The sequence below is a fragment of the Burkholderia lata genome (genome assembly GCF_000012945.1).
Classification (GTDB): domain Bacteria; phylum Pseudomonadota; class Gammaproteobacteria; order Burkholderiales; family Burkholderiaceae; genus Burkholderia; species Burkholderia lata.
On the sequence record NC_007511.1, the window covers coordinates 287,365 to 309,929 of the forward strand.

The following is a 22,565-nucleotide window of genomic DNA, read 5'->3' on the forward strand; positions in this document are numbered from 1 at the left end:
GCGTGGCGTGCGCCGTTCAGTCGAGAACTGAACGGCGCGACCAGTCAAGCTGGAGATTTTCCTGCCTTTCGGATTAACCGATGCTCACACCGTGAGCTTCTGCCAGAGGCTTCAGGCCACCGGTGAAACCTTGTCCGATCGCCTTGAACTTGAACTCGTCGTTGTGGCGATACAGCTCGCCGAAGACCATGGCGGTTTCGGTGGAAGCGTCTTCGGACAGGTCGTAGCGCGCGATTTCCTTGCTGTCGGCCTTGTTCAGGACGCGGATATAGGCGTTGCTCACTTGGCCGAATGACTGCTTGCGAGCCTCGGCATCGTGAATCGTGACGGCGAAGACCAGCTTCTTCACGTCGGCCGCCAGGCCAGTGAGCTTCACGTTGACCTGTTCGTCGTCGCCATCGCCCTGGCCGGAACGGTTGTCGCCTAGGTGCTCGACGGAACCGTCGGCAGACTTCTTGTTGTTGTAGAAGATGAAGCTGGCGTCGCTCAGGACTTTACCGTTTTCACCGGTGACGAAGATCGAGGCGTCGAGGTCGAACTCGGTGCCGTCGGTGACGCGCGGGTCCCAGCCCAGGCCGACGACGACTTCGCTCAGGCCCGGGGCCTCTTTCGACAGGGAGACGTTACCGCCTTTGGACAGACTGACAGCCATGGTGTGATTCCTTGTTCAGGTGAGGAGACCGCTCAGAAGTTCATGCCGTAGCTGTTGGCCAGGGCACGCAGGCCGCCGGCGTAGCCTTGGCCCACGGCGCGGAATTTCCACTCGCCGCTGCTGCGGTACAACTCCGCGAAGATCATCGCGGTTTCGGTGGAGGCGTCCTCCGCCAGGTCGTAGCGGACCACCTCTGCACCGGAGGTCTCGTTCACGACGCGGATGAACGAATTGCTGACCTGGCCGAAGTTCTGCTTGCGCGCTTCGGCGTCGTGGATGGTGACGGTGAAGGCGATCTTGTCGATGTCGGCCGGAACGCGGCTCAGGTCGACCTTGAGGACTTCGTCGTCGCCGTCGCCAGCGCCGGTACGGTTGTCGCCGGTATGTTCGACAGAACCGTCCTGGCTGCGCAATTGGTTGTAGAAGATGAAGTCGGCTTCACCGCGGACTTTGCCGTTGGCCCCCAGCAGGAACGCGCTGGCGTCGAGATCGAACTCGGTGCCGTCGGTCGCGCGCGGGTCCCAGCCCAGGCCAACCAGGATCCTGGTCAGGCTCGGGTCGGTTTTGGAGAGCGAGAGGTTGCCGCCTTTTTGAAGAGTCAGTGCCATGAAAACAGCTCCTTTGGGTTGTGACGGGTTACTGATGTTCGGCTTGCGCGTCTTCCTTTTTCGGGAAGATCACGCTGGCCAGGATTCCGATAGCCAGGACTATCAGCACGATGAGCAGGCTGGTGTTCGGGGAGATGCTGATGCCGTGGTGGAACAGATGGTCGGTCGCGTTCAAGCCCAGCTTCGCTGCGATGAAGAACAGCAAGACGACCACGGCCTTTTCCAGATGCACCACGTAGCGCTTCAGCGCTTCCAGGACGAAATACAGGGTGCGAAGGCCAAGGATTGCGAACAACATCGCCGAGTAGACGATCAGAGGTTCACGGCTGACCGCAATGACTGCCGGGACCGAGTCGAATGCAAACAGGACGTCGGACACTTCGATCACCACCAGGCAGAGGAACAGCGGGGTGGCGAAGAGGTTGCCTTTCGCCGTCAGGCTCTTGTCGTTCCCGGCCGTCCGTCCTTCCGCCTCGAGCGTCTTGCGGCTCACGAAGAAGTTGTGGCCGTGCAGCCTGGGCCATACGGGGAAGAGCTTTTTCGCTAAGCGGCAAGCAAGATGCTGGGAGTAATCCTTCTCCTCGTCATCGTCGTCACCGCCCTTGAGCATCATGACGGCGGTCCACGCGACGATCAGCGCGAAGGCGATCTCGACCCACGGGCCGAATGCAAGCAGGCCGGTACCGATGACGACAAAGACACCGCGGAATACGATGGCCCCGATGATGCCCCAGTACAGGATGCGGTGACGCAGGCCGTCCGGGACCTTGAACCAGGCGAAGATCGCCATGAAGACGAACAGGTTGTCGACGGAGAGGACCTTCTCCAGTGCATAACCGGTAAGGAACAGGCTGGCTACTTCCGCGCCATGCTGCACGTACAGGAAGCCGGCGAATGCAAGGGAGATGGCCACCCAGAATATCGACCAGATGGACGCCCGGGCGAGGGTGATCGGTTTGTCGTCGCGGTGGGTAACCATGTCCAGCAGCAGGGCGGCCAGCGCCAGCCCGACGAATACGGCCATGGTCAACGGCGGAAAGCCAATGTGTGTCGTTTCCACGTTTCGGTTTCCTACAGTTCGAAGTCGACCGGGTTCAAGCCGAGTTCCAGGCAGATCAGGCGGCAAGCCGCTTTTTCCTTGTCGTCGAAATGGCCGTCGGATGCGCCAATGGCACAGGCCACGCGCACCAGCAAGCGTGCTTCTCCGTCCTTGCCCTTGATCTTGCCGATGGCCTTCAGCGCCTCGGCCTGGCCGATCTGGAAATCGAATTCGAACTTGCCGCAGGCGTCGCTGAACACCTTGATCACGTCGTTCAGGTTGAAGACCTTCAATTCCGGGGAGTTGTTGATGAAGCCGACCATCTTCAGCTTCTCTTCGGATTTGATCTCGCCATCCGCGGCGGAGATCAGCGCGCACGCATTGGCGGTTGCCTCCATGAACGTCCGGTTCTTGAATTTGGCGACTTCGATGGTCAAGGTTTCGCGGGCTTTGGCCGCGTTGGTTTTCAGCCAATCGAGCATGTGTTTTCTCTCTGTGAGCGGGGCCGGACGGCCCCGCCGGGTCAATGGTTACTTGGAGCCTGCTTTCCAGCGCATACCCCAGCCGTAGGCACGATCCATTTCCTCGTGTCCGGGATGGAAGTCGACGCGACGCGAGACCTTGACGGCCCCGTTCACGTTTTCAAGCAGGGCAATCGCGCACATGCCGTGGCGGCCTCCCTCCTCGTTCATGCGAACTTCGATTTCGGACTGGCCAGGCACGAAAATGGTTACAACACCATCAGTTGCCTTCCAGTTCGGAGCGCCGTCGTAGATGAACGCGAAAATCAGGATGCGTTCGATCTTGTTCCACTGTTGCCCGTTGATGCGAAGCCACTCGCCATCGGCAACCGAGCCGGTACGGTCATCTCCCATCAGCTGGATGTAGGGTTCCTCCCGCAGATCGCCGAAACGCTTGCCGAGCGCCTGCACGGCCCCTTTGAGTCCGTCCTGCATTTCAAACAGGCAACCCAGGTCCAGGTCGATGGCATTGCGTTTTCCGAGGAAGCCGCCGAGCAGGCCACTCGTGCCCTGGTTCCAGTTCAGGTTCACCTTGATTTCACCGAAGCCGGCAGCGGTCTTCTCCAGACTGATGCTGGGGCGTGATTTGTCGAGCGTGATTTTGCTGAGCCGGATCGTGGACGTCGGCGCGCCAGACGGTACCGGTGCGGGCGCTGGCGCCGGTACGGGCGCCGGGGCCGGCGCGGGAGGAGTCTGCGTCGGGCTAGCGGAAGGCGCAGCAATGTCGACTCCGAAGTGCTTTGCCAGCGGCTCCAGGCCGCCGGCAAATCCTTGTGCGACACAGCGGAACTTCCACGCGTCCTGACGGCGGTAAAACTCCCCGAGGATCAGCGCGGTCTCATTCATCCCGGCCGTCGGGATCCGCGCCTCGATCCCGCCCGTAACGGCCAGTGCCAGCATCGAAACGCGGTCGAAGGTCGCCTTGTTCTCATGGATGGTCGCGGTGAGCGCGACTTTCTCGACGGCAGGGTCGATCCGGGCGAGATCCACGGTGAACGTTGCCCGGCCGGCCGTCGTGGTGGTCAACTGAACCGCGCCACCCAGGACACTGGTTTGGCCGTAGAAGCACATGTCGCCATCGCCTCGGACTTTCGCGACAGAGGTGAGCGCGAATGCAGAGATATCGATCTCCGCGCCTGGAATCGGCGCGTAGTTGATGTCCACACGCAATTGGCCGGTGGCAACCGGCGCATTGCCGCCAGGTACCAGCGTCGTCATGCTCGCACCGCCTGAATCGCCAGATTGACGAGATCGTCCGCGGTGCGGCCGTGGGTGGACTGGCCGATCGCCTTGAATTCCCAGCCGCCGCCGCCACGGCTGAGGCTAGCCATGACGACACCGGTGTGGCGACCTTTCTCCGCCAGGTTGAAGCGCGCCAGCTCCTGGTTTTGGGAGTCGTCGAGGATGCGGCAGTAGGCGTTTTCGACCTGGTCGAACGTCTGGCCGCGGAAGCTGTTCACGGTGAACACCAGGTGCTGGATGGTGCCCGGCAGGCGCTGCAGGTCGACGTGGATGGTTTCGTCGTCGCCATCCCCTTCACCCGTCAGGTTATCGCCGGAGTGCTCGATGGCGCCGTCTTTGGATTCCAGTTGCCGGAACCAGACCAGATCGACGGATTTCATGTCGCCGTCCAGCAGGATGCAGGATGCATCGAGGTCGATGTCGTTGCTGCCGCCACCCAGCATCTTCGAGAAGAAGCCACCGGACTTCACCGGGTCCCAACCCAGGCCGAGACTGATCGAGGTCAAGCCACGGCCCGCGGTTTTTTCCAACGAGATGCTCTGATTCTTGCTCAGGGTGAGTGCCATCTTTACGCTCCTTGTTGATCTTCAGTGTTCAGTGTTCGTGCGAGGGATCGGACGGAATCACATTCCCCAGTCCCGGCTTTGCCAAACCGTGAACGGGATTGCCGCCACACGGGGAAAGAGTCGCCATGACGCGTCTTGCGCGACCGCCGCGAACGCGTGGTCCGGACGCAAGTTGCCGCTGCCGCTCGGCCGACATCGAGTCGGCGGACAACCGTAGGTCGTGCTTCTTTTGGGCCAGCCTCACGCGTGTCCACGCTCATCAGCCGGCCTCCGCCAGTCGGACGCCGTGCTCGCTGCTACTCGGGGCGGTGGGCCTCACTCCATGCCACTTGGCGCGTTCGAGGATGTTGACCGCCCACTTGTGGTGGGTTGCCGGCTCACACATCGCGTCGTTGTGCTTGAAAACGGCGGGGGCCGCATCGTTGACGATCAGCGTGGCGCAGTTGAAGTCCTCGAGGCTCACGCGCAGCGCCTCCTGGATGATGCGGATCTGGCTCGGGTGAATGGCCGTCTTCCCTACCAGGCCATGAGCGATGTCCAGTTCCAATTCCTCGTTCAGGAGATGGGGCGTGGCGAGTTGCTCGAATACGGGGGCGGTCAGGGCAAAGCCCTGAGCCCCCATGATTCCGGCAAGCATGGGGATCACGTAGCCGATGGGCGTGCTGTAGATCGTGGTGGCCGGATTGCGCCGCAGACCAAGACAACCCATCAGGTCGTTGCCGCCGATTCGCAGCGCGATGATGCGTCGGTTCAGGTTGGCCTTCAGGGCCGAGCCAAGCTCGACCATTGCGCCCGGGTCATAAACGTCGGCCGTCTCCAGTGTGGGCATGAGGTACAGGTCAGGACGACTGACCGCGTTCTCCCACGACGACAGGGATTGCAGGGTCAACTTGGGTACGACGAACCCATCGACGTGCTTCATCAGCGGCCAGTCGTTCAGCACCGCCGCCATCGCGGCATCGCGTGGCCGAACGAACAGCAACGGACCGGATTCGGCGCGCCCTCCCCGGGCATCGATATTCATGAGGAGCGCCTGCAGGTTCGCCAGTGCGCTTTCGACGTCGATTGCCGCCACCGCGTCTTCCAGACAGACCACCAGCGAGCGCAGCTCCGGGATCCTGGCGCCGGACACCACCTCCAGAATGTCGCTGCGGGTGGCCGGCATGTACAGAGTCGCCCCGAGGGCGAACGGAGAAATGGTTTTAATCATTTCGCGTTCCGAATGATTGTTGCCGCGCGGTACGGACCCAGATCGGCGCCCGCTTCCTCTACCGTCACGCCCGCGCGTTCGGTGAGGTGCAGCAGCAACTGAACGTCGCTGTCATTGCGGTCACGTACCAGGACGCGATCCGGCACACGGCGCAGGACCGCCCGGGTTGCCTCGGCGATACCCGGTTTCACGCGGTTCAGGTTGCCGATGTCGAAGCGGGTTGCCAACGCCGACACCACGTCGTCCGCGGACGCCTGGAGCGTCAGTCGCTGATCGTTGGTCCACGGAACGGCAGGACGAGCGTTTGCCAGCGCCCGGCGTTCGGTGTCGATCCTGTCGATGAACTCGCGCGTGGCATCGTGTTCGCGCAGGTGTTCGTAGACCACGCAACCATGCAGGCCGCCTTGAGCCGGCCAGATGGTGCGGGACACCAGCCCGGACACGGTTGCACCGAGAATGCCGGACGGAATTGTCCAGTCTTGCGCGGAGGCAGCCAGCCATGCGCGGCCGCACGGATCTGCCAGAACCACGAGGCGCGGACCTTCAGGGAAGCGCGTGTCGCCCGCCAGGGTCCGTGCGAGTTCGCCGGAAATAGCACCTTTGCCGGTCCAGCCATCTACGAAGACGATGTTTTCGGCGCCATGCAACCGGATGACGGCTTCCAGCGCAACCGTGTCGATCCCGCGATCGCGAATGATGCTGATCCCGTAGTGGCGGGCGTCGCGCCCCATCTCCACGAGTGCCCGGCGCAGCAGCACGCCAAGCGGCAGGCCGGCGCGAACAAATGAGACCAGAGCGATATCCGGCCCGGTGTAAGCGGCACTCAGCGCCATCGCGAGGGACTGCACATCCGAAGCCATGCGGGCACCGTTCTGCACCAGCGCGCGGGCGTAAAGGCGCTTGTGCACGTCGGTGGGCGCCTGCTCGAGGCCGATCATTTCCGAGTAGTGTTTTTGATTCGTCTGAATCAGACGCTCCTTCTCCTCGACGTCGGTGACGCTCATCCGCACGTGTCGCAGAAGGAAGTGCACGTCTTCGGGAGCGTAGCTGCCGCTGCCGACGGTGTTCAGGCTCGCGAGGCGATTACCCATGGATCGTCCCCGTCACCCAATTCGCAAGCTGGCTGCGCGCCGGTGTCGCCCACATGTGGCAGAGGTCCATGTACCCCAGATCGGTGATGCTGTCGCCGAAGCCCAGGACCGGTCGCTCGCCGTGGATCTCACGGTCGCGGCGCAACCACTCGTGAACGGCCGCGCGCTTGGCCAGCCCCGTTGGCAGGAAGGCGAGGTTGTTGCCGTTCGCGTGAACGTGCATGCCGTCCAACATGCGCCGGGACCGGACTTCGGCCAGCACCTCGGCGAGCACCGAGTCGTCGGACTCGTTGTGCTTGACCACCACGTAGTGGCGCAAGCCTTCTTCTTCCACCACCCAGCTGCGGAGCGCGTAGCCGAGCGCCCTGCCGATCCCCAGCGTGGCCTCGCTGAGTGCCGGCAGCCGGTCCTGAACGCTCCGGAGGGCCTCGACCATTTGCCCGTGCCAGCTTCGATCGAGCGATCCGTCGGGACGGAGCATGACGCCCCCATGCGAGCAGATTGCGCCTTCGGCGAAGGGAAGCATGACGCGGCCGTATGCCTCCACGCTGCGCGCGGTGACCGGAACGACGTCGGCGGTGGCCAGCAGCCACGTGATGAACGCGTGCTGGACCGGGTTCATGAAGCCGTTTGGCTGACCTTGCACGTCCAGCGTGGCCGTCGTTCGCGGGACGCCTTCCGCCATCTTGCGGGCGGTCTGGAACAGGGTGTCGTCGAGGTCGACGAATGCCAGGGGGCGATTACCGCTCATCGACGATCACCTCGGCTTTCAGTGCCTCGACGAGCGCTGCAGGTAGTGCCTGAGCGGGCGTTTCCGTGCAGATCAGGACCCGGTCGAACTGGCCGGGCTTCACGTTGTAGAGGAAGTTCGGAATACAGAGGCCGTAGTTGTCGGGGAACGACAGCGCGTGCTCGATCGCGTGGCCCAGGGCGATGGGGGACCGGGTGGTCGAGCTGAAATGGACATCCGCGCCGGATCGCTCCAGGCGCTCCGCCAGCAGAAAGGGCCGCCAGACGAACTCGCCGGTACCGACGACAATGACTTTCTCGCCGGGCTGGACCTGAACGTCCGGCGCGAGCGTGTCGTCCACATCCCGAACGCCCAGGCGCCCCCAGTCATGGCGGGGCGAGAGAGGCCATGCGCTCATGGAAACGGCGCCGACGTTCGGCATATCCGGGAGGGGCGCGGACTGATCCTCGTGGAACCGGTAGGAGCCGGTCAGCAGCGATACCGCGGTGACCGGTTCCCCGATGGATTGACGAACAGTACCGGCAGTCCAGTCCGTCAGGACGCAGGTGACCACTCGCTCGACGTTGCTCAGACCTGCTTCGACCAGTGCGCGGTGCAGGTTCAGGAAGGTCTTGCCGGTGGAGGCTTCGTCATCCACCAGGACCAGCGATCGCGCCTTCAGCATCAGGTCACGAATCTCGGGATCGACCGGCACGTGGATCAGATGAGCGCTCGCATGGCTGTGTTCTTCGTCGAATCGAGCGAAGACTTCGGTACCGAGCGGATGACGGGTACTGGTGAGGTACACGCTGTCGGGGCGGTCCGCACGATAGGCGCGGTGCACGCCGGCACCGAGACCCACGGCGGTTTCGGCCATGCCGATCACCAGTACTGGTCCGGGCAGGTCCGCCGGAATTCCGGCAGCCAGGCGCTCGAAGCTGGCGGCCATGATCGACGGGCGCGCCGGGATGTGACGGCCCAGGACCTTGGATACGAAGAGGAAGGCTCGCTTGGGATTCCGGCGCTCTGCGAAACCGAACAGGTTCGCAGGAGGCAGGGCGGCGGCGTCGACTCTGATCTCGAGCAACCCCCGCTTGAGTTGGGCGCGCAGGCACGTTGGTCCTACGTGGCTTTCCATGAACAGCATCCTCGTTTGGCGTGGCTCGAAGATTCACGAGGACCGCCTGCGCCTGGTGCCCAGTCGTTCAGACTGTGTTCGCGCCGGGCGCCGGCACCCTCGGTCCGGTGTCCCGAAACCTTTCAAAATGAAATTGAATCGTATCAAATTTGAAAGGTTCGTGCGTGCACGCTTGTATCGATATCGCGAGGGCTTTAGTTTTTCGGTTTTGTCCGAGAGGAGGGGCTTTGTGGGCCTGGCGTGGCCTGATGACGGCGGTCAGCCGTTCGACCAAAGCCGATGCGGGGATCGCGGTCCCGTGAAAGCGGTGCGGAGGGGGAGAGGTGCGGAGGGGGAGAGGCGAGGAGGGGGAGAGATGACGCGGGCACGACGGAGAGGGACGCCGGCCCGCGTCGGACCGCCCGGTTCCGGCCGGGCGGTCAGGGCCTGTCACCGAAGTGCCAGGCCCTGAACCGTCAGACGGCGAGGCAGAGGTACTTGATCACGACGTAGTCGTCGATACCGTAGTGCGAGCCTTCGCGGCCGAGGCCCGATTGCTTCACGCCACCGAACGGTGCGACTTCGTTCGAGATCAGGCCCGTGTTCACGCCGACCATCCCGTATTCGAGCGCTTCCGCCACCTTCCACACGCGGCCGATGTCGCGGCTGTAGAAGTACGCGGCGAGGCCGAACTCGGTGTCGTTCGCGAGGCGGATCACTTCGTCGTCGCTGCCGAACTTGAACAGCGGCGCGAGCGGCCCGAACGTCTCTTCCTTCGCGACCTTCATCGCCGGCGTGACACCCGTCAGCACGGTCGGCTCGAAGAAGCCGTGGCCGAGTGCGTGACGCTTGCCGCCCGTCACGACGGTCGCACCCTTCGCGAGCGCGTCCTCGATGTGTGCCTCGACCTTCAGCACGGCGGCTTCGTTGATCAGCGGACCTTGCGTGACGCCCGGCTCCGTACCGCGGCCCACCTTCAGCTGGCCGACGGCTGCCGCGAGCTTCTGCGCGAACTGGTCGTACACGGCTTCATGCACGTAGAAGCGGTTCGTGCACACGCAGGTCTGGCCGCTGTTGCGGTATTTCGACGCGATCGCGCCTTGCACGGCCGCGTCGAGATCCGCGTCGTCGAACACGATGAACGGTGCATTGCCGCCAAGCTCCAGCGACACCTTCTTGACCGTCGCCGCGCATTGCGACATCAGCAGGCGGCCGACCGGCGTCGAGCCGGTGAACGACAGCTTGCGCACGATCGGGTTCGACGTCATCTCGCCGCCGATCGCCTTCGGGTCGCCCGTGACGACGCTGAACACGCCCGCCGGCACGCCCGCGCGCTCGGCCAGCACGGCCATCGCGAGTGCGGAGAACGGCGTCGCCTCGGCCGGCTTCACGACGATCGGGCAGCCTGCGGCGAGTGCCGGGCCGACCTTGCGCGTGATCATCGCCGCCGGGAAGTTCCACGGCGTGATCGCCGCGCACACGCCGATCGCTTCCTTCGTCACGACGATGCGCTTGTCGCTCGCCGGCGTCGGGATCGTGTCGCCGTACACGCGCTTGCCTTCTTCCGCGAACCATTCGAGGAACGATGCGGCATAGCCGATCTCGCCCTTCGCTTCGGCCAGCGACTTGCCCTGCTCGGTCGTCAGGATCAGCGCGAGGTCGTCGGCGTGTTCCATCATCAGGTCGTGCCACTTGCGCAGGACGACCGCGCGTTCCTTCGCGGTCTTCTTGCGCCATGCCGGCCATGCGGCGTTCGCGGCTTCGATCGCGTGACGCGTCTCGGCCGTGCCCATCGCCGGCACGGTGCCGAGGAGGCCGCCCGTCGCCGGGTTGCGGACTTCGAACGTCTCGCCGTTCGTCGCGCCTTGCCATTCGCCGTTGACGTACGCCTGCTGGCGGAACAGCGACGGGTCTTTCAGTGCCAGGGTTTCCTGAACAGTGCTCATATGAATCACCTGCTTCGAATAGGACGGATGAAACGGCCGCCGCCGTCACGAAGACGGCGGCGGCGCATTCAGTTGATGAAGTCGACGGAAACTCAGGCCGGCACGCCGACCGTTTCCTTCAGCACTTCCTCGAGGATCACGAGCGCTTCGTCGAACACGGCTTGCGGGATCGTCAGCGGGAACAGGAAGCGCACGACGTTCGAGTACACGCCGCACACGAGCAGCAGCAGGCCGCGCTCGAGCGCACGCGTCTGCACGCGCTTCGTGAATTCCGCATCCGGCTCGCCCGAGCCCGGCTTCAGGAACTCGACCGCGATCATCGCGCCCGGGCCGCGCACGTCGGCGATCTGCGGCACGTCGGCCTGCAGCGCGTTCAGCTTCGCCTTCAGCACGTCGCCGAATTGCGTCGCGCGCTCGCACAGCTTCTCTTCGTCGATGATCTCGAGCACCGCGTGGGCCGATGCGACGGCCAGCGGGTTGCCCGCGTACGTGCCGCCGAGGCCGCCGGGCGCTGCCGCGTCCATCACGTCCGCACGGCCGACGACGCCCGACAGCGGCATGCCGCCCGCGAGGCTCTTCGCCATCGTGATCAGGTCGGCCAGCACGTCGTAGTGCTGCATCGCGAACAGCTTGCCGGTACGCGCGAAGCCCGTCTGGACTTCGTCGGCGATCAGCAGGATGCCGTGTTCGTTACAGATCTTGCGCAGCGCGCGCACGAATTCGGCCGGCGCCGCGTAGAAGCCGCCTTCGCCCTGGACCGGTTCGAAGATGATCGCGGCAACGCGCTTCGGATCGATGTCGGCCTTGAACAGCATCTCGATCGCCTTGATCGAGTCGGCGGTCGTCACGCCGTGCACGGCGTTCGGGTACGGGGCGTGGAACACGTCGCCCGGGAACGGGCCGAAGTTCAGCTTGTACGGCGCGACCTTGCCGGTCAGCGCCATGCCCATCATCGTGCGGCCGTGGAAGCCGCCCGAGAAGGCGATGACGCCCGGACGGCCGGTCGCCGCACGCGCGATCTTGATCGCGTTCTCGACGGCTTCTGCGCCGGTCGTGAAGAACGCGGTCTTCTTCGGGAAATCGCCCGGTGCGCGTGCGTTGATCTTTTCAGCCAGCTCGACGTACGACGCGTACGGGACGATCTGGTAAGCGGTGTGCGTGAAGTTGTTCAGTTGATCCGAGATCGCCTTGACGATCTTCGGGTGGCGGTGGCCGGTATTCAGCACCGCGATGCCGGCGGCGAAATCGATGAAGCGGCGGCCTTCGACATCCCACAGTTCCGCGTTCTCGGCGCGGGCTGCGTAGAAATCGCACATCACGCCAACGCCGCGCGGGGTGGCGGCGTTCTTGCGGGCCTGCAGGTCGGCATTCTTCACGGTCATCTCCTTGATGTTCTTTCCGGTGAGTAGAAAATCGGGCGCTTCGACAGCCCATGGAGGCGACTATAATCACATTTGGCTCTGGCAATCAGAGCCATTTCAATAAATATTCAGGAGCCAATCATGCGCGCGAGCGTGTTGTCGGACTGGCTGGCGCAGCGCCTCGTGCGCGGCGGCGAACAGCCGATCTACCGGCAGCTTCACCGGCTGCTGCAACAGGCGATCCTGTCGCGCGAACTGCCGGCCGGCACGCGCGTGCCGTCGTCGCGGCTCCTGGCCGCCGAGCTCGGGATTGCGCGCAACACGGTCACGCAGGTTTACGAACAGCTTGCGCTCGAAGGCTACGTGAACTCGGCGACCGGCCGCGGCACGTTCGTCGCCGACAGCGCGCCGGACGAGATCGTCGGTGCGCCGCCCGACGCGGCCGCCGCGCGCCCGGCGCTCGTGCAGCCGTCCGCGCGGCGGCTGTCCGCGCGCGGCACGCGGCTCGTCGAAGGCGCCGGCGTGTCGAAACGGCAGGGCGGCGCGTTCATGCCGGGCGTGCCCGATGTGTCGCGATTTCCGGCGCGTGTGTGGACGCGGCTGCACAACAAATACTGGCGGCGGCTGCGCCCCGACCTGCTGACCTACGCGCCGGGCGGCGGGCTCGCGCTGCTGCGCGAGGCGCTGGCCGACTACCTGCGCACGTCGCGCTCGGTGCGCTGCACGCCCGAGCAGATCGTGATCACGACCGGGATCCACCAGTCGATCGACCTCGCAGTGCGGCTCTTGACCGATCCCGGCGACGCGATCTGGACCGAGGACCCGTGCTACTGGGGCGTGCGCAGCGTGCTGAACGTGTCGGGGCTGACGACGCGGCCGATCCCGGTCGACGACGAAGGCATCGCGCCGTCGGCCGCCGATCTCGCCGAGCCGCCGAAGCTGATGCTCGTCACGCCGTCGCACCAGTATCCGCTCGGGATGGTGATGAGCCTCGCGCGGCGGCGGATGCTGCTCGAATATGCGCGCCAGCACGGCTGCTGGATCATCGAGGACGACTACGACAGCGAATTCCGCTACGGCAGCCGGCCGCTCGCGTCGCTGCAGGGCCTCGATACGTCCGGGCAGGTGATCTATGTCGGCAGCTTCGGCAAGACGCTGTTCCCAGGGTTGCGGGTCGGTTACCTGGTTGCGCCCGAGCCGCTCGCGGAAAGCTTCGCGACCGCGAGCGCCGAGCTGTATCGCGAAGGGCAGTTGCTGCAGCAGGCGGTGCTGGCCGAATTCATCGCGGAAGGGCACTTCGTGTCGCATATCCGCAAGATGCGCACGCTGTACGGGCAGCGCCGCGAGGTGCTGCTCGACGCGGTCGCGCAACGCTACGGCAACACGCTGCACGCGCTCGGCAGCGATGCGGGGCTGCATCTGGTCACGCAGTTGCCGGAAGGCGTCGACGATCGCGCGGTCGCGCAGGCCGCGCTCGAACGCAATATCGTCGTGCGACCGTTGTCCGGGTATTACGCGGACCGCGAACGGGCGGCGTCGGGGTTGCTGCTCGGTTATGCGTGCGTGCCGGAGGACGAGATCGCGACCGCGTTCGCGACGCTCGCCGAGGCGATCGACGAGCGGGCGTTCGGCAAGGTGGTCGAGGTGGCTTGAACGGTGCTGCCGGTGGCGGCATGGCGTTGCGATGCCCGTCGCCGCCATCGAGGCGGGACGGCGTCATGCTCTCTCGACGTGCGGGAAAGCATGCGCGTCCTGCCGTGCCTGCGCCCCGAACCTCAATACCCGATCCACACCGCGAATGTCAGCACGACGCACGACAGCGCGAGCAGCGTCAGGAACAGCGGCAGCACGAAGCGGATCCACGCACCGAAATCGACGCGCGCGGTGGCCAGATACGCGAGCAGCATCCCTGAAGTCGGCGTGACGAGGTTCGTCAGCCCGCCGCCGAGCACGAACGCGAGCACCGACGTCTGCCCGCTCACGCCGGAGAGTTGCGCGATCGGCCCGATGATCGGCATGCTGACCGCGGCCTTGCCCGACACCGACGGAATGAACACGTCGAGCACCATCTGCACACCCATCAGCCCGTTCGCGACCCACACCGGAGACTGCCCGTCCGCGAGCCGCGTGAAGAAGTTGATCAGCGTGTCGAGCACGAGGCTGTTTTGCAGCAGCAGCTCGACGGAAGCGGCGAGCCCCATCAGCAGCGCCGCGAGCATCATGTTCTTCATCCCGTCGACGAACGCGTCGGCCGCGCTGCGCGAATCGAGTCCGCCGATGATGGCCGTCGCGATGCTCACGGCCGTGTAGAACGCCGCCAGCTCGACGTTGCCCCACTTCAGTTCGCGCGTGCCGTAGATCAGCATTGCGACCGCCGCTGCGAACACGACCAGCGTCGCCTTGTGACGCAGCGACAGCTTCGCGGCCGCGTGCGCGGCATGGCCCGCGGCGGTCTGCCCGGCCCGATAGCCGGTGTTGCGCACGTAGCGCAGCAGGTACAGGATGCCGATCGTCAGGAATACGACGAACACGGCCGCGCGCAGCGCGACGCCGCTGAACAGCGGCACGCCGACCAGCGGCTGCGCGACGGCGAGCGCGAGCGGATTCGTGACCGACGCGATATAGCCGATCTTCGCGGCGAGCGCGACGAGTGCGACTGCGAACAGGTCGGAGAGACCCAGGCGCCGCGCGATCACGACCACCATCGGAATGATCACGAGGTACTCGGAGATGAAGCCGAGCAGTGTGCTGCCGAGCCCGATCAGGATCATCAGCATCGGTGTCAGCAGATACGCGTTGTTGCCGGTGAGTTGCAGCAGCCGGTCGATGCCGGCATCGACGACACCCGTGCGTCGCATCACGCCGAACATCCCGCCGACGAACATCACCATCACGATCAGCGGCGCGTTCTTAAGCAGCCCTTGCGGTACCGCGACGAACGCCGAGACGAGGCTGGCCGGCAGCGCCTGCGCGGACGTGCTGTGGCTGACGGCCGGCGCGACGAGCGTGGAAAGGGCGGTGGTCTTCGGCACCACGTGATAGGTGCCCGGCACGACGAGCCGGCCGTTGCGCGCGAACTGGCCCGAGTCGACGACCCACGTGAGCGCGATCGCCGCGGCGAGCACCCACAGCATCATCACGACGGGGTGCAGCATCTTGCCGTGCGGATGCGGCTTGTGACCGGCGAGCGCCGCCGGATCGTCGGCCGCGAGTGCGGGCGTGTCGGCGCCGTGCGCGCCGGCCGGGTTCGGGGAAGAGGCGGACATCGGATCCTCGTCGAAGAAGAAGCGGGCCGTCAGGCCGGTTGCAGCGCGGTGCGCGCCGGGACGTAGCCGAGTTCGGCGGAAATGGCGAGGCTGCACGCCTGCAGGCGTTCGAGATAGTCGGGAATGTCGGCGTGGCTCACGCGCACCTCGGGGCCCGTCACGCTGACGGAGGCGACCGTCGCGCCCGTCAGGTCGCGCACCGGCACCGCGATCCCGACCGCACCGGGCGTCACCTCGCCGCTGCTCACCGCGTAGCCCTTGCGCGCGACCGCGTCGAGTTCGCCGGCGAGCTTCGCCGGATCGTCGGCCTCCCCGTTTCGGCGCAGTTTCGCGAGATATTCGTCGCGCACCGGGTCGGGCGCGAACGCGAGCAGCACCTTGCCCGATGCGCCGAAATTGATCGGCCGGCGATTGCCGACCGCGCCGACGGTGCGCACCGTGTGCGTCGTTTCGCAACGCGCGACGCACACCGATTCGAGCCCTTCGCGTACACGCAGCACGATGGTCTCGTTGATCGCCTGATTGAGCGCGAGCATGTGCCGGTGCGCGGCGCGCACGAGCGCGTTCTGCTGCGACGCGGCCACGCCGATCACGAAGGCCTGCGGGCCGAGCGCATAGGTGGACGTGCGCGGGTCCTGCACGACGAAGCGATGCAGTTCGAGCGTGCACAGCATCCGGTACGTGCGCGACTTGTTGATGCCGAGCTGCGACGCCAGCTCGGTCACGCCGAGGTTCGGGTGCTCGGCCACGTAGGTCAGCAGCTTCAGCGCACTGTCGACGGCGTCGACGATGTAGGTCGTCATGCGGGGTCTCCCTGCGGCGCGATGCGCGCGCGGACGTAATCGGCGAGCGCGTCGAGATACGCGTCGACCGAGCGCTTCAGCGTGGCGAAGCCCGCGTGTTTCGCGAATGCGGCCTCGTCCATGTACAGCGCGCGGTTGAATTCGATCTGGATGCTGTGGCGCTGCCTTGCGGGGTCGGCGAGCGCGGTCAGCAGGTCGCCGCCCTGGTACGGGTCGTTGACCTGCACGCGATAGCCGGCGCGCGCGAACCACTGCGCGGTCCACTCGGTGAACGCCGGATCGGCGGTCGTGCCGCGCCGGTCGCTGACGACGACGTCCGGCCGCAATTCGCCCGCATCGACGTTCATCGCGTTGCCGCGCGACTTCATCGAATGGCAGTCGATGTGCCACAGCGCGCCGTGCGCGGCGTGCAGCGGCTCGGCGATGCCGGCGAGCGCGCGGCGGTACGGCAGGTAATACGCGTCGATCCGATGGCGAACTTCCGCGAGCGACAGCTTGCGGTCGTACAGCGGCACGCCGGGCAGCGCGTCGCGCCGGATCAGGCCCATCCCGCGCTGCGTGTATGGCTGCGGCGACAGCGGCTCGGGCCACGGCTCGGCGAGCAGTGTTTCGTCGATGTCGGTTTCCGCGCGATTCGGATCGATGTACGCGCGCGGAAACGTCGCGCCGAGCAGCGTGCCGCCGCGCGCGGGCGCGCCGGCCCACAGTTCGTCGATGTACGCGTCCCACGTGGTGCGGATCGCGTCGTCGGGTGCGACGGTGGCGAAGTCCGGCGGATACGCGATGCCGCTGTGCGGCGAGTCGACGACGATCGGCAGGGTCGGCACCGTCGGCGTCGCGATGAAATGCGCGGGCGATGCATCGGCAGTCGCGTTGTTGCAATTAAACGTCAGCATGGGGATCAGGTTCTTTACCTAGTTTCTCGAAGCGTCTCGTGCGTTTGTTTTAATCATTAAAACAGCGTATCAATATTTCACAACGACTGAAAATCGCGGTCAAGGGCTTTTTGCGATACCGGGATTGCGCGTTGAGATCGGGCTGAAATGCCCGTGTTTATTGGGCTTGTTTCATTCCTCGAAACGCTTGTCGATTCGAGGGTATTTGACTCCCGTGCGCGATTTTTGGCATCGCTTGACGCTTCAAATCGCCAAATTCGACAATGAATAAGACGTTGTTTTATTCAATAAAACACGTTTCGAGCGAAATAAATCGCTCCCCATATTCAATCGATAAAAGGGGTCGGAGATGAAGCGAAAAGGGATGGCGGTCGCGCTGGCAGGTATCGCAACGGCGGCGGGTGCAATGCACGCGCATGCACAGTCGAGCGTGACGCTGTACGGCGTGGTCGATTCGGGGATCACATACACGAACAACCAGAACGGCCACGCCGCGTGGCAGGCGACCGGCGGCAACGAGCAGGGCACGCGCTTCGGGCTGCTCGGCAAGGAAGACCTCGGCGGCGGCACGCGCGCGGTGTTCCGGCTCGAGAACGGCTTCAACATCGAGAGCGGCGCCGCGAGCCAGGGCGGCCGGCTGTTCGGGCGCCGTGCGTACGTCGGGCTGGAGAACGACCGCTGGGGCACGCTGACGATGGGCCGCCAGTACAACGCGGCGCAGGAAGTGCTGGAGCCGCTGCAGATCGGCGCGACCACCGCGCTCACGCAGTACGCGCTGCATCCGTTCGACACCGACGACCTGAACAACACGTTCCGCACCAACAACTCGGTGCAGTATCAGACGCCGACGTGGTACGGGCTGCGTGCGGTCGGCCTGTACGGCTTCTCGAATTCGACGTCGTTCGCGCAAAACCGCGTGTGGAGCCTCGGCACGAGCTACGAGAACGGGCCGCTGCAACTCGGTGCGGCCTACGTGCGCGTCGATCATCCGGCGCTGGATACCACCGGGGCGGCGGCGTCCGACAACTACTACACGTTCATCAAGGGCGTGACGCGCCAGCAGATCTGGGGCGCGGGCGGCGCCTATGCGTGGGGCGCCGCGACGTTCGGGCTGCTGTACACGAGCTCGCTGTTCAACCTGCAGACGGGCGGCGCGATGCGCTTCAACAACTACGAGGGCAGCGTGCGCTACCTGATGACGCCCGCGCTGCAGTTCGCGCTCGGCGAAACCTATACACAGGTACTGGCGTCACAGGGGCCGAAGCCGAGCTCGCACTACCTGCAGACGAGCGTCGGCGCGCAGTATTTCCTGTCGAAGCGCACCGATGTCTACGTGAACGCGTTCTACCAGCGCGCGTCCTCGAACGCGGTGGCCGCGATCGAAGGGATCTCGAATCCGTCGAGCACGCGCACGCAGATCGTCGCGGTGACGGGCATCCGCCACAAGTTCTGACACGGCGGCAGGCCGCGGGCGCGTGCTTTCGGCTTACAGCCGGATCAGCGCCGCGCCCGCGACCACCAGCGCGCACGCGGCGAGCCGCTGCGCGCCGGGCCGCTCGCGCATCACGAGCCAGCCGATCGCGACCGCGAAGATCGAGCTCGTTTCGCGCAGCGCCGACACCGTCCCGACCGGCAAGTACCGGTACGCGAGGATCACGATGCCGTAAGCGGCGAGGGAGATCGTGCCGGCGATCGCGCCTTGCGTGAGTGCCGTGCGCGAGCCGAGCACCGCGCGCGGGCCGCCACGCACCGCACAGACCAGCACGAACTGCGGCACGCTCCACAGCACGTACACCCACGCGATGTAGCCGAGCGCGCTGCCGGACACGCGCGAGCCGATGCCGTCGCAGATCGAATAGGCGGCGATGAACACGCCCGTGAGCAGCGCAAACGGCACGCCTTCGCCGGAGAACCGGAAGCCGCGTCGCAGCGCGAGCGACATGATGCCGAACGACACGAGCGCGATGCCTGCGAACCCGAACGGCGTCGGTTGTTCGTGAAGGAATATGAGTGCCAGCACCGACACGAGCAGCGGCGAGATTCCGCGCGCGATCGGATAGATCTGCCCGAATTCGCCGCTGCGGTACGCGCGCGCCAGCGTGAAGCAGTACGCAACCTCGAGCGCGGCCGACCCGGCGATGTACGGCCACGCGGCGGGCGCCGGCGCGGGCAGCAGCGCGGCGCCGGCGACGCCGAACACGAAATACGGCAGCGACATCGTGCCGAGCTGGACGAGCCGGTCTTCGCTGACGTGGAGGAAGGCATTCCAGATCGCGTGCAGCAACGCGGAGCACAGCACGAGGCCGATGAAGAGGTGATCCATGAACGAAGGGGCGGACAGAGGCAGGAGCGGAGGGGGCGCCGTCATTATGTGGGTATCGGGCGCACTCGCATGGAATTGTCGATAATGGCGTGTTGTTATTCACCGGATGCCGACCATGACCGAAGCCACCCAAGCCCAGCCTGCCGTTCCGCGCCTCACGAGCCTGTCGCATGGCGGCGGCTGCGGCTGCAAGATTGCGCCGGGCGTGCTGTCCGAGCTGCTGAAGCGCGCGACGCCGCCCGCGCTGTTCCCGGATCTGCTGGTCGGGACCGAGACGTCCGACGACGCGGCCGTCTACCGCCTCAACGACGAGCAGGCGATCGTCGCGACCACCGACTTCTTCATGCCGATCGTCGACGATCCGTTCGACTTCGGCCGCATCGCCGCGACCAACGCGCTGTCCGACGTCTATGCGATGGGCGGCAAGCCGATCCTCGCGCTCGCGCTGGTCGGCATGCCGATCAACGTGCTGCCGCACGAAACGATCGCGGCCGTGCTGCGCGGTGGTGAATCGGTCTGTGCGGACGCCGGCATCCCGGTTGCGGGCGGCCATTCGATCGATTCGGTCGAGCCGATCTACGGGCTCGCGGCAATCGGTGTCGTGCATCCGTCGCGCGTGAAGCGCAATGCGGCCGCGCGTGCGGGCGACGTGCTCGTGCTCGGCAAGCCGCTCGGCGTCGGCGTGCTGTCCGCCGCGCTGAAAAAGAACCAGCTCGATGCCGATGGCTATGCGCAGATGGTCGCGACAACCACCAAGCTGAACCGGCCGGGCGCCGAACTCGCCGCGCTGCCGGGCGTGCATGCGCTGACCGACGTGACGGGCTTCGGCCTGCTCGGCCATACGCTGGAACTGGCGCGCGGCGCGCACCTCACCGCGCGCGTGCACTATGGATCGCTGCCGTGGCTTGCGGGCGTCGAGGCGTTCGTCGCCGACGGCGTGTTCACCGGCGCGTCGGGCCGCAACTGGGCCGCGTACGGCGCGGACGTGCAGCTGGCCGACACGCTGCCGCCCGTCGCACAGGCGCTGCTGACCGATCCGCAGACGTCGGGCGGCCTGCTGGTCGCGTGCGCGCCGGAGGCCGTCGATGACGTGCTCGCGTGCTTCCGTGCCGACGGCTTCGATCGCGCGGGCGTGATCGGCGAGATGGTGGACGGGCCGGCGCGCGTCGATGTCGCGTGACGCCGAAGCGCCACGCCGGATAATTTCGCGGTCGCTGGCATCGATGCCTCCCATCGAAGGCATCGACGACCGATGAACGACTTCCTGTTCGGGCTGATGATCGCGCTGTCGGTCGGGCCCGTTGCGCTGATGATCGCGAACTACGGGATGCGCGCAGGGACCGCGAGCGGCGTACGCGCGGCGGTGGGTGTCGCGACGGCCGACGGCTGCTATGCGGTCGTCGCGTTCACGCTCGGCGCGATGCTGGCGAGCACGCTCGCCGCGCATCTGTCGCTGTTTCGCCTGGTCGGTGCGCTCGTGCTGCTCGCGATGGGTGCGCGGATGCTGTGGCAGGCGCTGCGGGATCGTCGCCGCACGTTCGATGGCGATGCGCGGCCGCCGGGCAGTCGCCCGTTTTCATCGATGTTCTTCGTCACGCTGGCGAATCCGCTCACGATCCTGTTGTTCTACGGTTATGCAACGGCTGCCGCCGGTGCGCATCGGCACTGGCTGCTCGGTGCCGCGTGCGTGTTTGCCGGCAGCCTCGCGGGGCAGCTCGTGTTCGCATTCGGCGGCAGCGTGATCGGCCGGATCGTGAAGTCGCCGGGGCTGCTCGCGGCGAGCCATGTGGTTGCGGCGCTGGTCGTGCTGGGTTACGGGGTGGCGGGGCTGGCGCGGTTGTAGCGGGTCGCCGGGTGACGTGGATGCCGGTGCGATCGGCGTGTCGACGTCGATCAACCGGATAGTATTCCTGACGGTATGGGTTCGCGCGCAGGGCATGTCGGCCGCGATTTCCGTGCATACCGCACCCACACCGACGCACCGGCGTCGTTTCGTAGTCGGGTTCCGCATCGGGCACGCGCGTTCTATACTCCGACGCGCAGTCTACGAGAGCCGTTCTCACCCAACATCATCGAAACAAGGAACGCCGATGCTGACTCGCTCCATTCTTTCCGCCGCTGCATTCTCGCTCGCCGCCTGTGCGACCGCGCCGTCGATCGCGCAGGACAACCAGGGCAACAACGCGGGCAACAATGCATTCGCCGAGACCGGTGCACAGGGCCGCCCGGTCAAGGTCATGATCATCACGATGTTCGGTCCGGAGGGCCAGGCCTGGCTCGACCGGATCGGCCCGTGGCGCGACATCGCCGTGCCCGGCCTGTCACCCGACTACCCGAACGTCCATTGCAACAAGCAGGACGTGTGCGTGGTCACGACCGGCATGGGCTACGCGAACGCGTCGGCGACGATCATGGCGCTCACGTTCTCGCAGCGCTTCGATCTGCGCCGTACGTACTTCCTGATCTCCGGCATCGCGGGCGTCGACCCTGCGCAAGGCACGGTCGGTTCGGCCGCGTGGTCGAAATACCTCGTCGATTTCAGCCTGCAGTGGGAGCTCGATGCACGCGAGATTCCGGCCGGCTGGAATACCGGCTTCCTCGGCATCAACACGAAGAGCCCGAACGACAAGCCGCCGCTCGACTATCGCACCGAAGTGTTCCAGCTCAACCCGCAGCTGACCGACGCCGCAGTCGCGTTGTCGCGCAACGTCGTGCTTGCCGACAGCGCGCAGGCGCAGGCCGCCCGAGCGAAGTTCAACTACGCGCCGGCCAACCGGCCGCCGACGGTGATCCAGTGCGATACGTCATCGGGCAACACGTGGTTCTCGGGCACGCTGATCGGCGAGCGCGCGCGCCAGTGGACGAAGATCCTGACCGACGGCAAGGGCACGTACTGCATGACCGCGCAGGAAGACAACGCGACGTATGAAGCGCTCAAGCGCGCGGCGAGCGTGAAGCGGGTCGACCTGTCGCGCGTCGCGGTGCTGCGCACGGGGTCGGATTTCGATAGGCCGTATGCGGGGCAGACGAGTGCGGACAACCTGCTGAACTACGCGGACCAGGGCGGCTTCGCCCCGGCGACCGAAAACCTGTATCGCGCGGGCAATCCGCTCGTGCAGGACATCGTGACGCACTGGGGCGAATGGCGCGACGGGGTGCCGCGCCGGTAAATTGACGTAGCGACGCGTGGAAGC

At 65.6% G+C, this 22,565-nt stretch carries 21 protein-coding genes; 5 read left to right on the top strand and 16 right to left on the bottom strand.

Annotation, left to right across the window (positions count from 1 at the left end; all coding sequences use genetic code 11):
• Positions 1-73: 73 nt before the first annotated feature.
• From BCEP18194_RS24115 to BCEP18194_RS24170, 12 genes are all read right to left on the bottom strand, one after another.
• On the bottom strand, positions 74-652 hold the full coding sequence (locus BCEP18194_RS24115; RefSeq protein WP_011353883.1) for a TerD family protein: 579 nt from the start codon (positions 650-652) through the stop codon (positions 74-76).
• Between the two features lie 32 nt (positions 653-684).
• Entirely contained in the window at positions 685-1,260 is a 576-nt protein-coding gene (locus BCEP18194_RS24120; RefSeq protein WP_011353884.1) for a TerD family protein, read from the bottom strand.
• A gap of 28 nt (positions 1,261-1,288) precedes the next feature.
• Positions 1,289-2,320, bottom strand: coding sequence for a TerC/Alx family metal homeostasis membrane protein (locus BCEP18194_RS24125; protein ID WP_041493163.1), 1,032 nt, complete (start codon positions 2,318-2,320; stop codon positions 1,289-1,291).
• A gap of 11 nt (positions 2,321-2,331) precedes the next feature.
• The gene (locus tag BCEP18194_RS24130; protein ID WP_011353886.1) at positions 2,332-2,781 is read right to left on the bottom strand and encodes a tellurite resistance TerB family protein; all 450 of its coding nucleotides are present in this window, start codon (positions 2,779-2,781) and stop codon (positions 2,332-2,334) included.
• A 48-nt stretch (positions 2,782-2,829) separates the two neighbouring features.
• Positions 2,830-4,038 carry a TerD family protein gene (locus tag BCEP18194_RS24135; RefSeq protein WP_011353887.1) on the bottom strand — a complete coding sequence of 403 codons (1,209 nt, stop codon included), beginning with the start codon at positions 4,036-4,038 and terminating at the stop codon, positions 2,830-2,832.
• Complete coding sequence (locus BCEP18194_RS24140; RefSeq protein ID WP_011353888.1) at positions 4,035-4,628, bottom strand: TerD family protein; 594 nt, start codon at positions 4,626-4,628, stop codon at positions 4,035-4,037. The genes BCEP18194_RS24135 and BCEP18194_RS24140 overlap by 4 nt, the downstream gene beginning before the upstream one ends.
• Before the next feature lie 259 nt (positions 4,629-4,887).
• On the bottom strand, positions 4,888-5,838 hold the full coding sequence (locus tag BCEP18194_RS24145; protein ID WP_011353889.1) for an HpcH/HpaI aldolase/citrate lyase family protein: 951 nt from the start codon (positions 5,836-5,838) through the stop codon (positions 4,888-4,890).
• Entirely contained in the window at positions 5,835-6,929 is a 1,095-nt protein-coding gene (locus BCEP18194_RS24150) for a cysteine protease StiP family protein (protein WP_011353890.1), read from the bottom strand. The genes BCEP18194_RS24145 and BCEP18194_RS24150 overlap by 4 nt, the downstream gene beginning before the upstream one ends.
• On the bottom strand, positions 6,922-7,680 hold the full coding sequence (locus BCEP18194_RS24155; RefSeq protein WP_011353891.1) for a hypothetical protein: 759 nt from the start codon (positions 7,678-7,680) through the stop codon (positions 6,922-6,924). Before BCEP18194_RS24155 ends, BCEP18194_RS24150 begins: the two co-directional genes overlap by 8 nt.
• Positions 7,670-8,797, bottom strand: coding sequence for a phosphoribosyltransferase domain-containing protein (locus BCEP18194_RS24160; protein ID WP_011353892.1), 1,128 nt, complete (start codon positions 8,795-8,797; stop codon positions 7,670-7,672). The genes BCEP18194_RS24155 and BCEP18194_RS24160 overlap by 11 nt, the downstream gene beginning before the upstream one ends.
• A 455-nt stretch (positions 8,798-9,252) precedes the next feature.
• Entirely contained in the window at positions 9,253-10,722 is a 1,470-nt protein-coding gene (gene gabD / locus BCEP18194_RS24165; RefSeq protein ID WP_011353893.1) for an NADP-dependent succinate-semialdehyde dehydrogenase, read from the bottom strand.
• A 92-nt stretch (positions 10,723-10,814) separates the two neighbouring features.
• Positions 10,815-12,098, bottom strand: coding sequence for a 4-aminobutyrate--2-oxoglutarate transaminase (locus tag BCEP18194_RS24170; RefSeq protein ID WP_041493448.1), 1,284 nt, complete (start codon positions 12,096-12,098; stop codon positions 10,815-10,817).
• Between the two features lie 126 nt (positions 12,099-12,224).
• Between BCEP18194_RS24170 and BCEP18194_RS24175 the strand changes: the two genes are divergently transcribed.
• Complete coding sequence (locus BCEP18194_RS24175) at positions 12,225-13,736, top strand: PLP-dependent aminotransferase family protein (RefSeq protein ID WP_011353895.1); 1,512 nt, start codon at positions 12,225-12,227, stop codon at positions 13,734-13,736.
• A 122-nt stretch (positions 13,737-13,858) separates the two neighbouring features.
• Here the strand turns inward: BCEP18194_RS24175 and BCEP18194_RS24180 are convergent, their stop codons facing one another.
• The 3 genes from BCEP18194_RS24180 to BCEP18194_RS24190 are packed head-to-tail and all read right to left on the bottom strand — an operon-like array spanning position 13,859 to position 17,048.
• On the bottom strand, positions 13,859-15,349 hold the full coding sequence (locus BCEP18194_RS24180) for a YfcC family protein (protein WP_011353896.1): 1,491 nt from the start codon (positions 15,347-15,349) through the stop codon (positions 13,859-13,861).
• 29 nt (positions 15,350-15,378) lie between these two features.
• On the bottom strand, positions 15,379-16,152 hold the full coding sequence (locus BCEP18194_RS24185) for an IclR family transcriptional regulator (protein WP_011353897.1): 774 nt from the start codon (positions 16,150-16,152) through the stop codon (positions 15,379-15,381).
• Complete coding sequence (locus BCEP18194_RS24190) at positions 16,149-17,048, bottom strand: N-formylglutamate amidohydrolase (RefSeq protein WP_011353898.1); 900 nt, start codon at positions 17,046-17,048, stop codon at positions 16,149-16,151. Before BCEP18194_RS24190 ends, BCEP18194_RS24185 begins: the two co-directional genes overlap by 4 nt.
• A 349-nt stretch (positions 17,049-17,397) precedes the next feature.
• Here BCEP18194_RS24190 and BCEP18194_RS24195 point away from each other — a divergent pair, with 349 nt between their 5' ends.
• On the top strand, positions 17,398-18,501 hold the full coding sequence (locus BCEP18194_RS24195; RefSeq protein WP_011353899.1) for a porin: 1,104 nt from the start codon (positions 17,398-17,400) through the stop codon (positions 18,499-18,501).
• A 33-nt stretch (positions 18,502-18,534) separates the two neighbouring features.
• Here BCEP18194_RS24195 and BCEP18194_RS24200 read toward each other — a convergent pair whose 3' ends face one another.
• Positions 18,535-19,371 carry a DMT family transporter gene (locus BCEP18194_RS24200; RefSeq protein ID WP_041493164.1) on the bottom strand — a complete coding sequence of 279 codons (837 nt, stop codon included), beginning with the start codon at positions 19,369-19,371 and terminating at the stop codon, positions 18,535-18,537.
• Positions 19,372-19,486: 115 nt separating this feature from the next.
• Between BCEP18194_RS24200 and selD the strand changes: the two genes are divergently transcribed.
• From selD to BCEP18194_RS24215, 3 genes are all read left to right on the top strand, one after another.
• Complete coding sequence (gene selD, locus BCEP18194_RS24205; RefSeq protein ID WP_081436705.1) at positions 19,487-20,551, top strand: selenide, water dikinase SelD; 1,065 nt, start codon at positions 19,487-19,489, stop codon at positions 20,549-20,551.
• 72 nt (positions 20,552-20,623) lie between these two features.
• Positions 20,624-21,214 carry a LysE family translocator gene (locus tag BCEP18194_RS24210; protein ID WP_011353902.1) on the top strand — a complete coding sequence of 197 codons (591 nt, stop codon included), beginning with the start codon at positions 20,624-20,626 and terminating at the stop codon, positions 21,212-21,214.
• Between the two features lie 247 nt (positions 21,215-21,461).
• Positions 21,462-22,541, top strand: a complete 1,080-nt coding sequence (locus tag BCEP18194_RS24215) for a purine-nucleoside phosphorylase (RefSeq protein WP_011353903.1) — start codon at positions 21,462-21,464, stop codon at positions 22,539-22,541.
• The last annotated feature ends 24 nt before the right edge of the window (positions 22,542-22,565 follow it).

Coding starts and splice junctions, on each gene's coding strand:
- BCEP18194_RS24115 (WP_011353883.1), bottom strand. CDS start 652: ATGGCTGTCAGTCTGTCCAAAGGCGGTAACGTCTCCCTGTCGAAAGAG.
- BCEP18194_RS24120 (WP_011353884.1), bottom strand. CDS start 1,260: ATGGCACTGACTCTTCAAAAAGGCGGCAACCTCTCGCTCTCCAAAACC.
- BCEP18194_RS24130 (WP_011353886.1), bottom strand. CDS start 2,781: ATGCTCGATTGGCTGAAAACCAACGCGGCCAAAGCCCGCGAAACCTTG.
- BCEP18194_RS24135 (WP_011353887.1), bottom strand. CDS start 4,038: ATGACGACGCTGGTACCTGGCGGCAATGCGCCGGTTGCCACCGGCCAA.
- BCEP18194_RS24140 (WP_011353888.1), bottom strand. CDS start 4,628: ATGGCACTCACCCTGAGCAAGAATCAGAGCATCTCGTTGGAAAAAACC.
- BCEP18194_RS24145 (WP_011353889.1), bottom strand. CDS start 5,838: ATGATTAAAACCATTTCTCCGTTCGCCCTCGGGGCGACTCTGTACATG.
- BCEP18194_RS24150 (WP_011353890.1), bottom strand. CDS start 6,929: ATGGGTAATCGCCTCGCGAGCCTGAACACCGTCGGCAGCGGCAGCTAC.
- BCEP18194_RS24155 (WP_011353891.1), bottom strand. CDS start 7,680: ATGAGCGGTAATCGCCCCCTGGCATTCGTCGACCTCGACGACACCCTG.
- BCEP18194_RS24160 (WP_011353892.1), bottom strand. CDS start 8,797: ATGGAAAGCCACGTAGGACCAACGTGCCTGCGCGCCCAACTCAAGCGG.
- gabD (WP_011353893.1), bottom strand. CDS start 10,722: ATGAGCACTGTTCAGGAAACCCTGGCACTGAAAGACCCGTCGCTGTTC.
- BCEP18194_RS24175 (WP_011353895.1), top strand. CDS start 12,225: ATGCGCGCGAGCGTGTTGTCGGACTGGCTGGCGCAGCGCCTCGTGCGC.
- BCEP18194_RS24180 (WP_011353896.1), bottom strand. CDS start 15,349: ATGTCCGCCTCTTCCCCGAACCCGGCCGGCGCGCACGGCGCCGACACG.
- BCEP18194_RS24185 (WP_011353897.1), bottom strand. CDS start 16,152: ATGACGACCTACATCGTCGACGCCGTCGACAGTGCGCTGAAGCTGCTG.
- BCEP18194_RS24190 (WP_011353898.1), bottom strand. CDS start 17,048: ATGCTGACGTTTAATTGCAACAACGCGACTGCCGATGCATCGCCCGCG.
- BCEP18194_RS24195 (WP_011353899.1), top strand. CDS start 17,398: ATGAAGCGAAAAGGGATGGCGGTCGCGCTGGCAGGTATCGCAACGGCG.
- BCEP18194_RS24200 (WP_041493164.1), bottom strand. CDS start 19,371: ATGGATCACCTCTTCATCGGCCTCGTGCTGTGCTCCGCGTTGCTGCAC.
- selD (WP_081436705.1), top strand. CDS start 19,487: ATGACCGAAGCCACCCAAGCCCAGCCTGCCGTTCCGCGCCTCACGAGC.
- BCEP18194_RS24210 (WP_011353902.1), top strand. CDS start 20,624: ATGAACGACTTCCTGTTCGGGCTGATGATCGCGCTGTCGGTCGGGCCC.
- BCEP18194_RS24215 (WP_011353903.1), top strand. CDS start 21,462: ATGCTGACTCGCTCCATTCTTTCCGCCGCTGCATTCTCGCTCGCCGCC.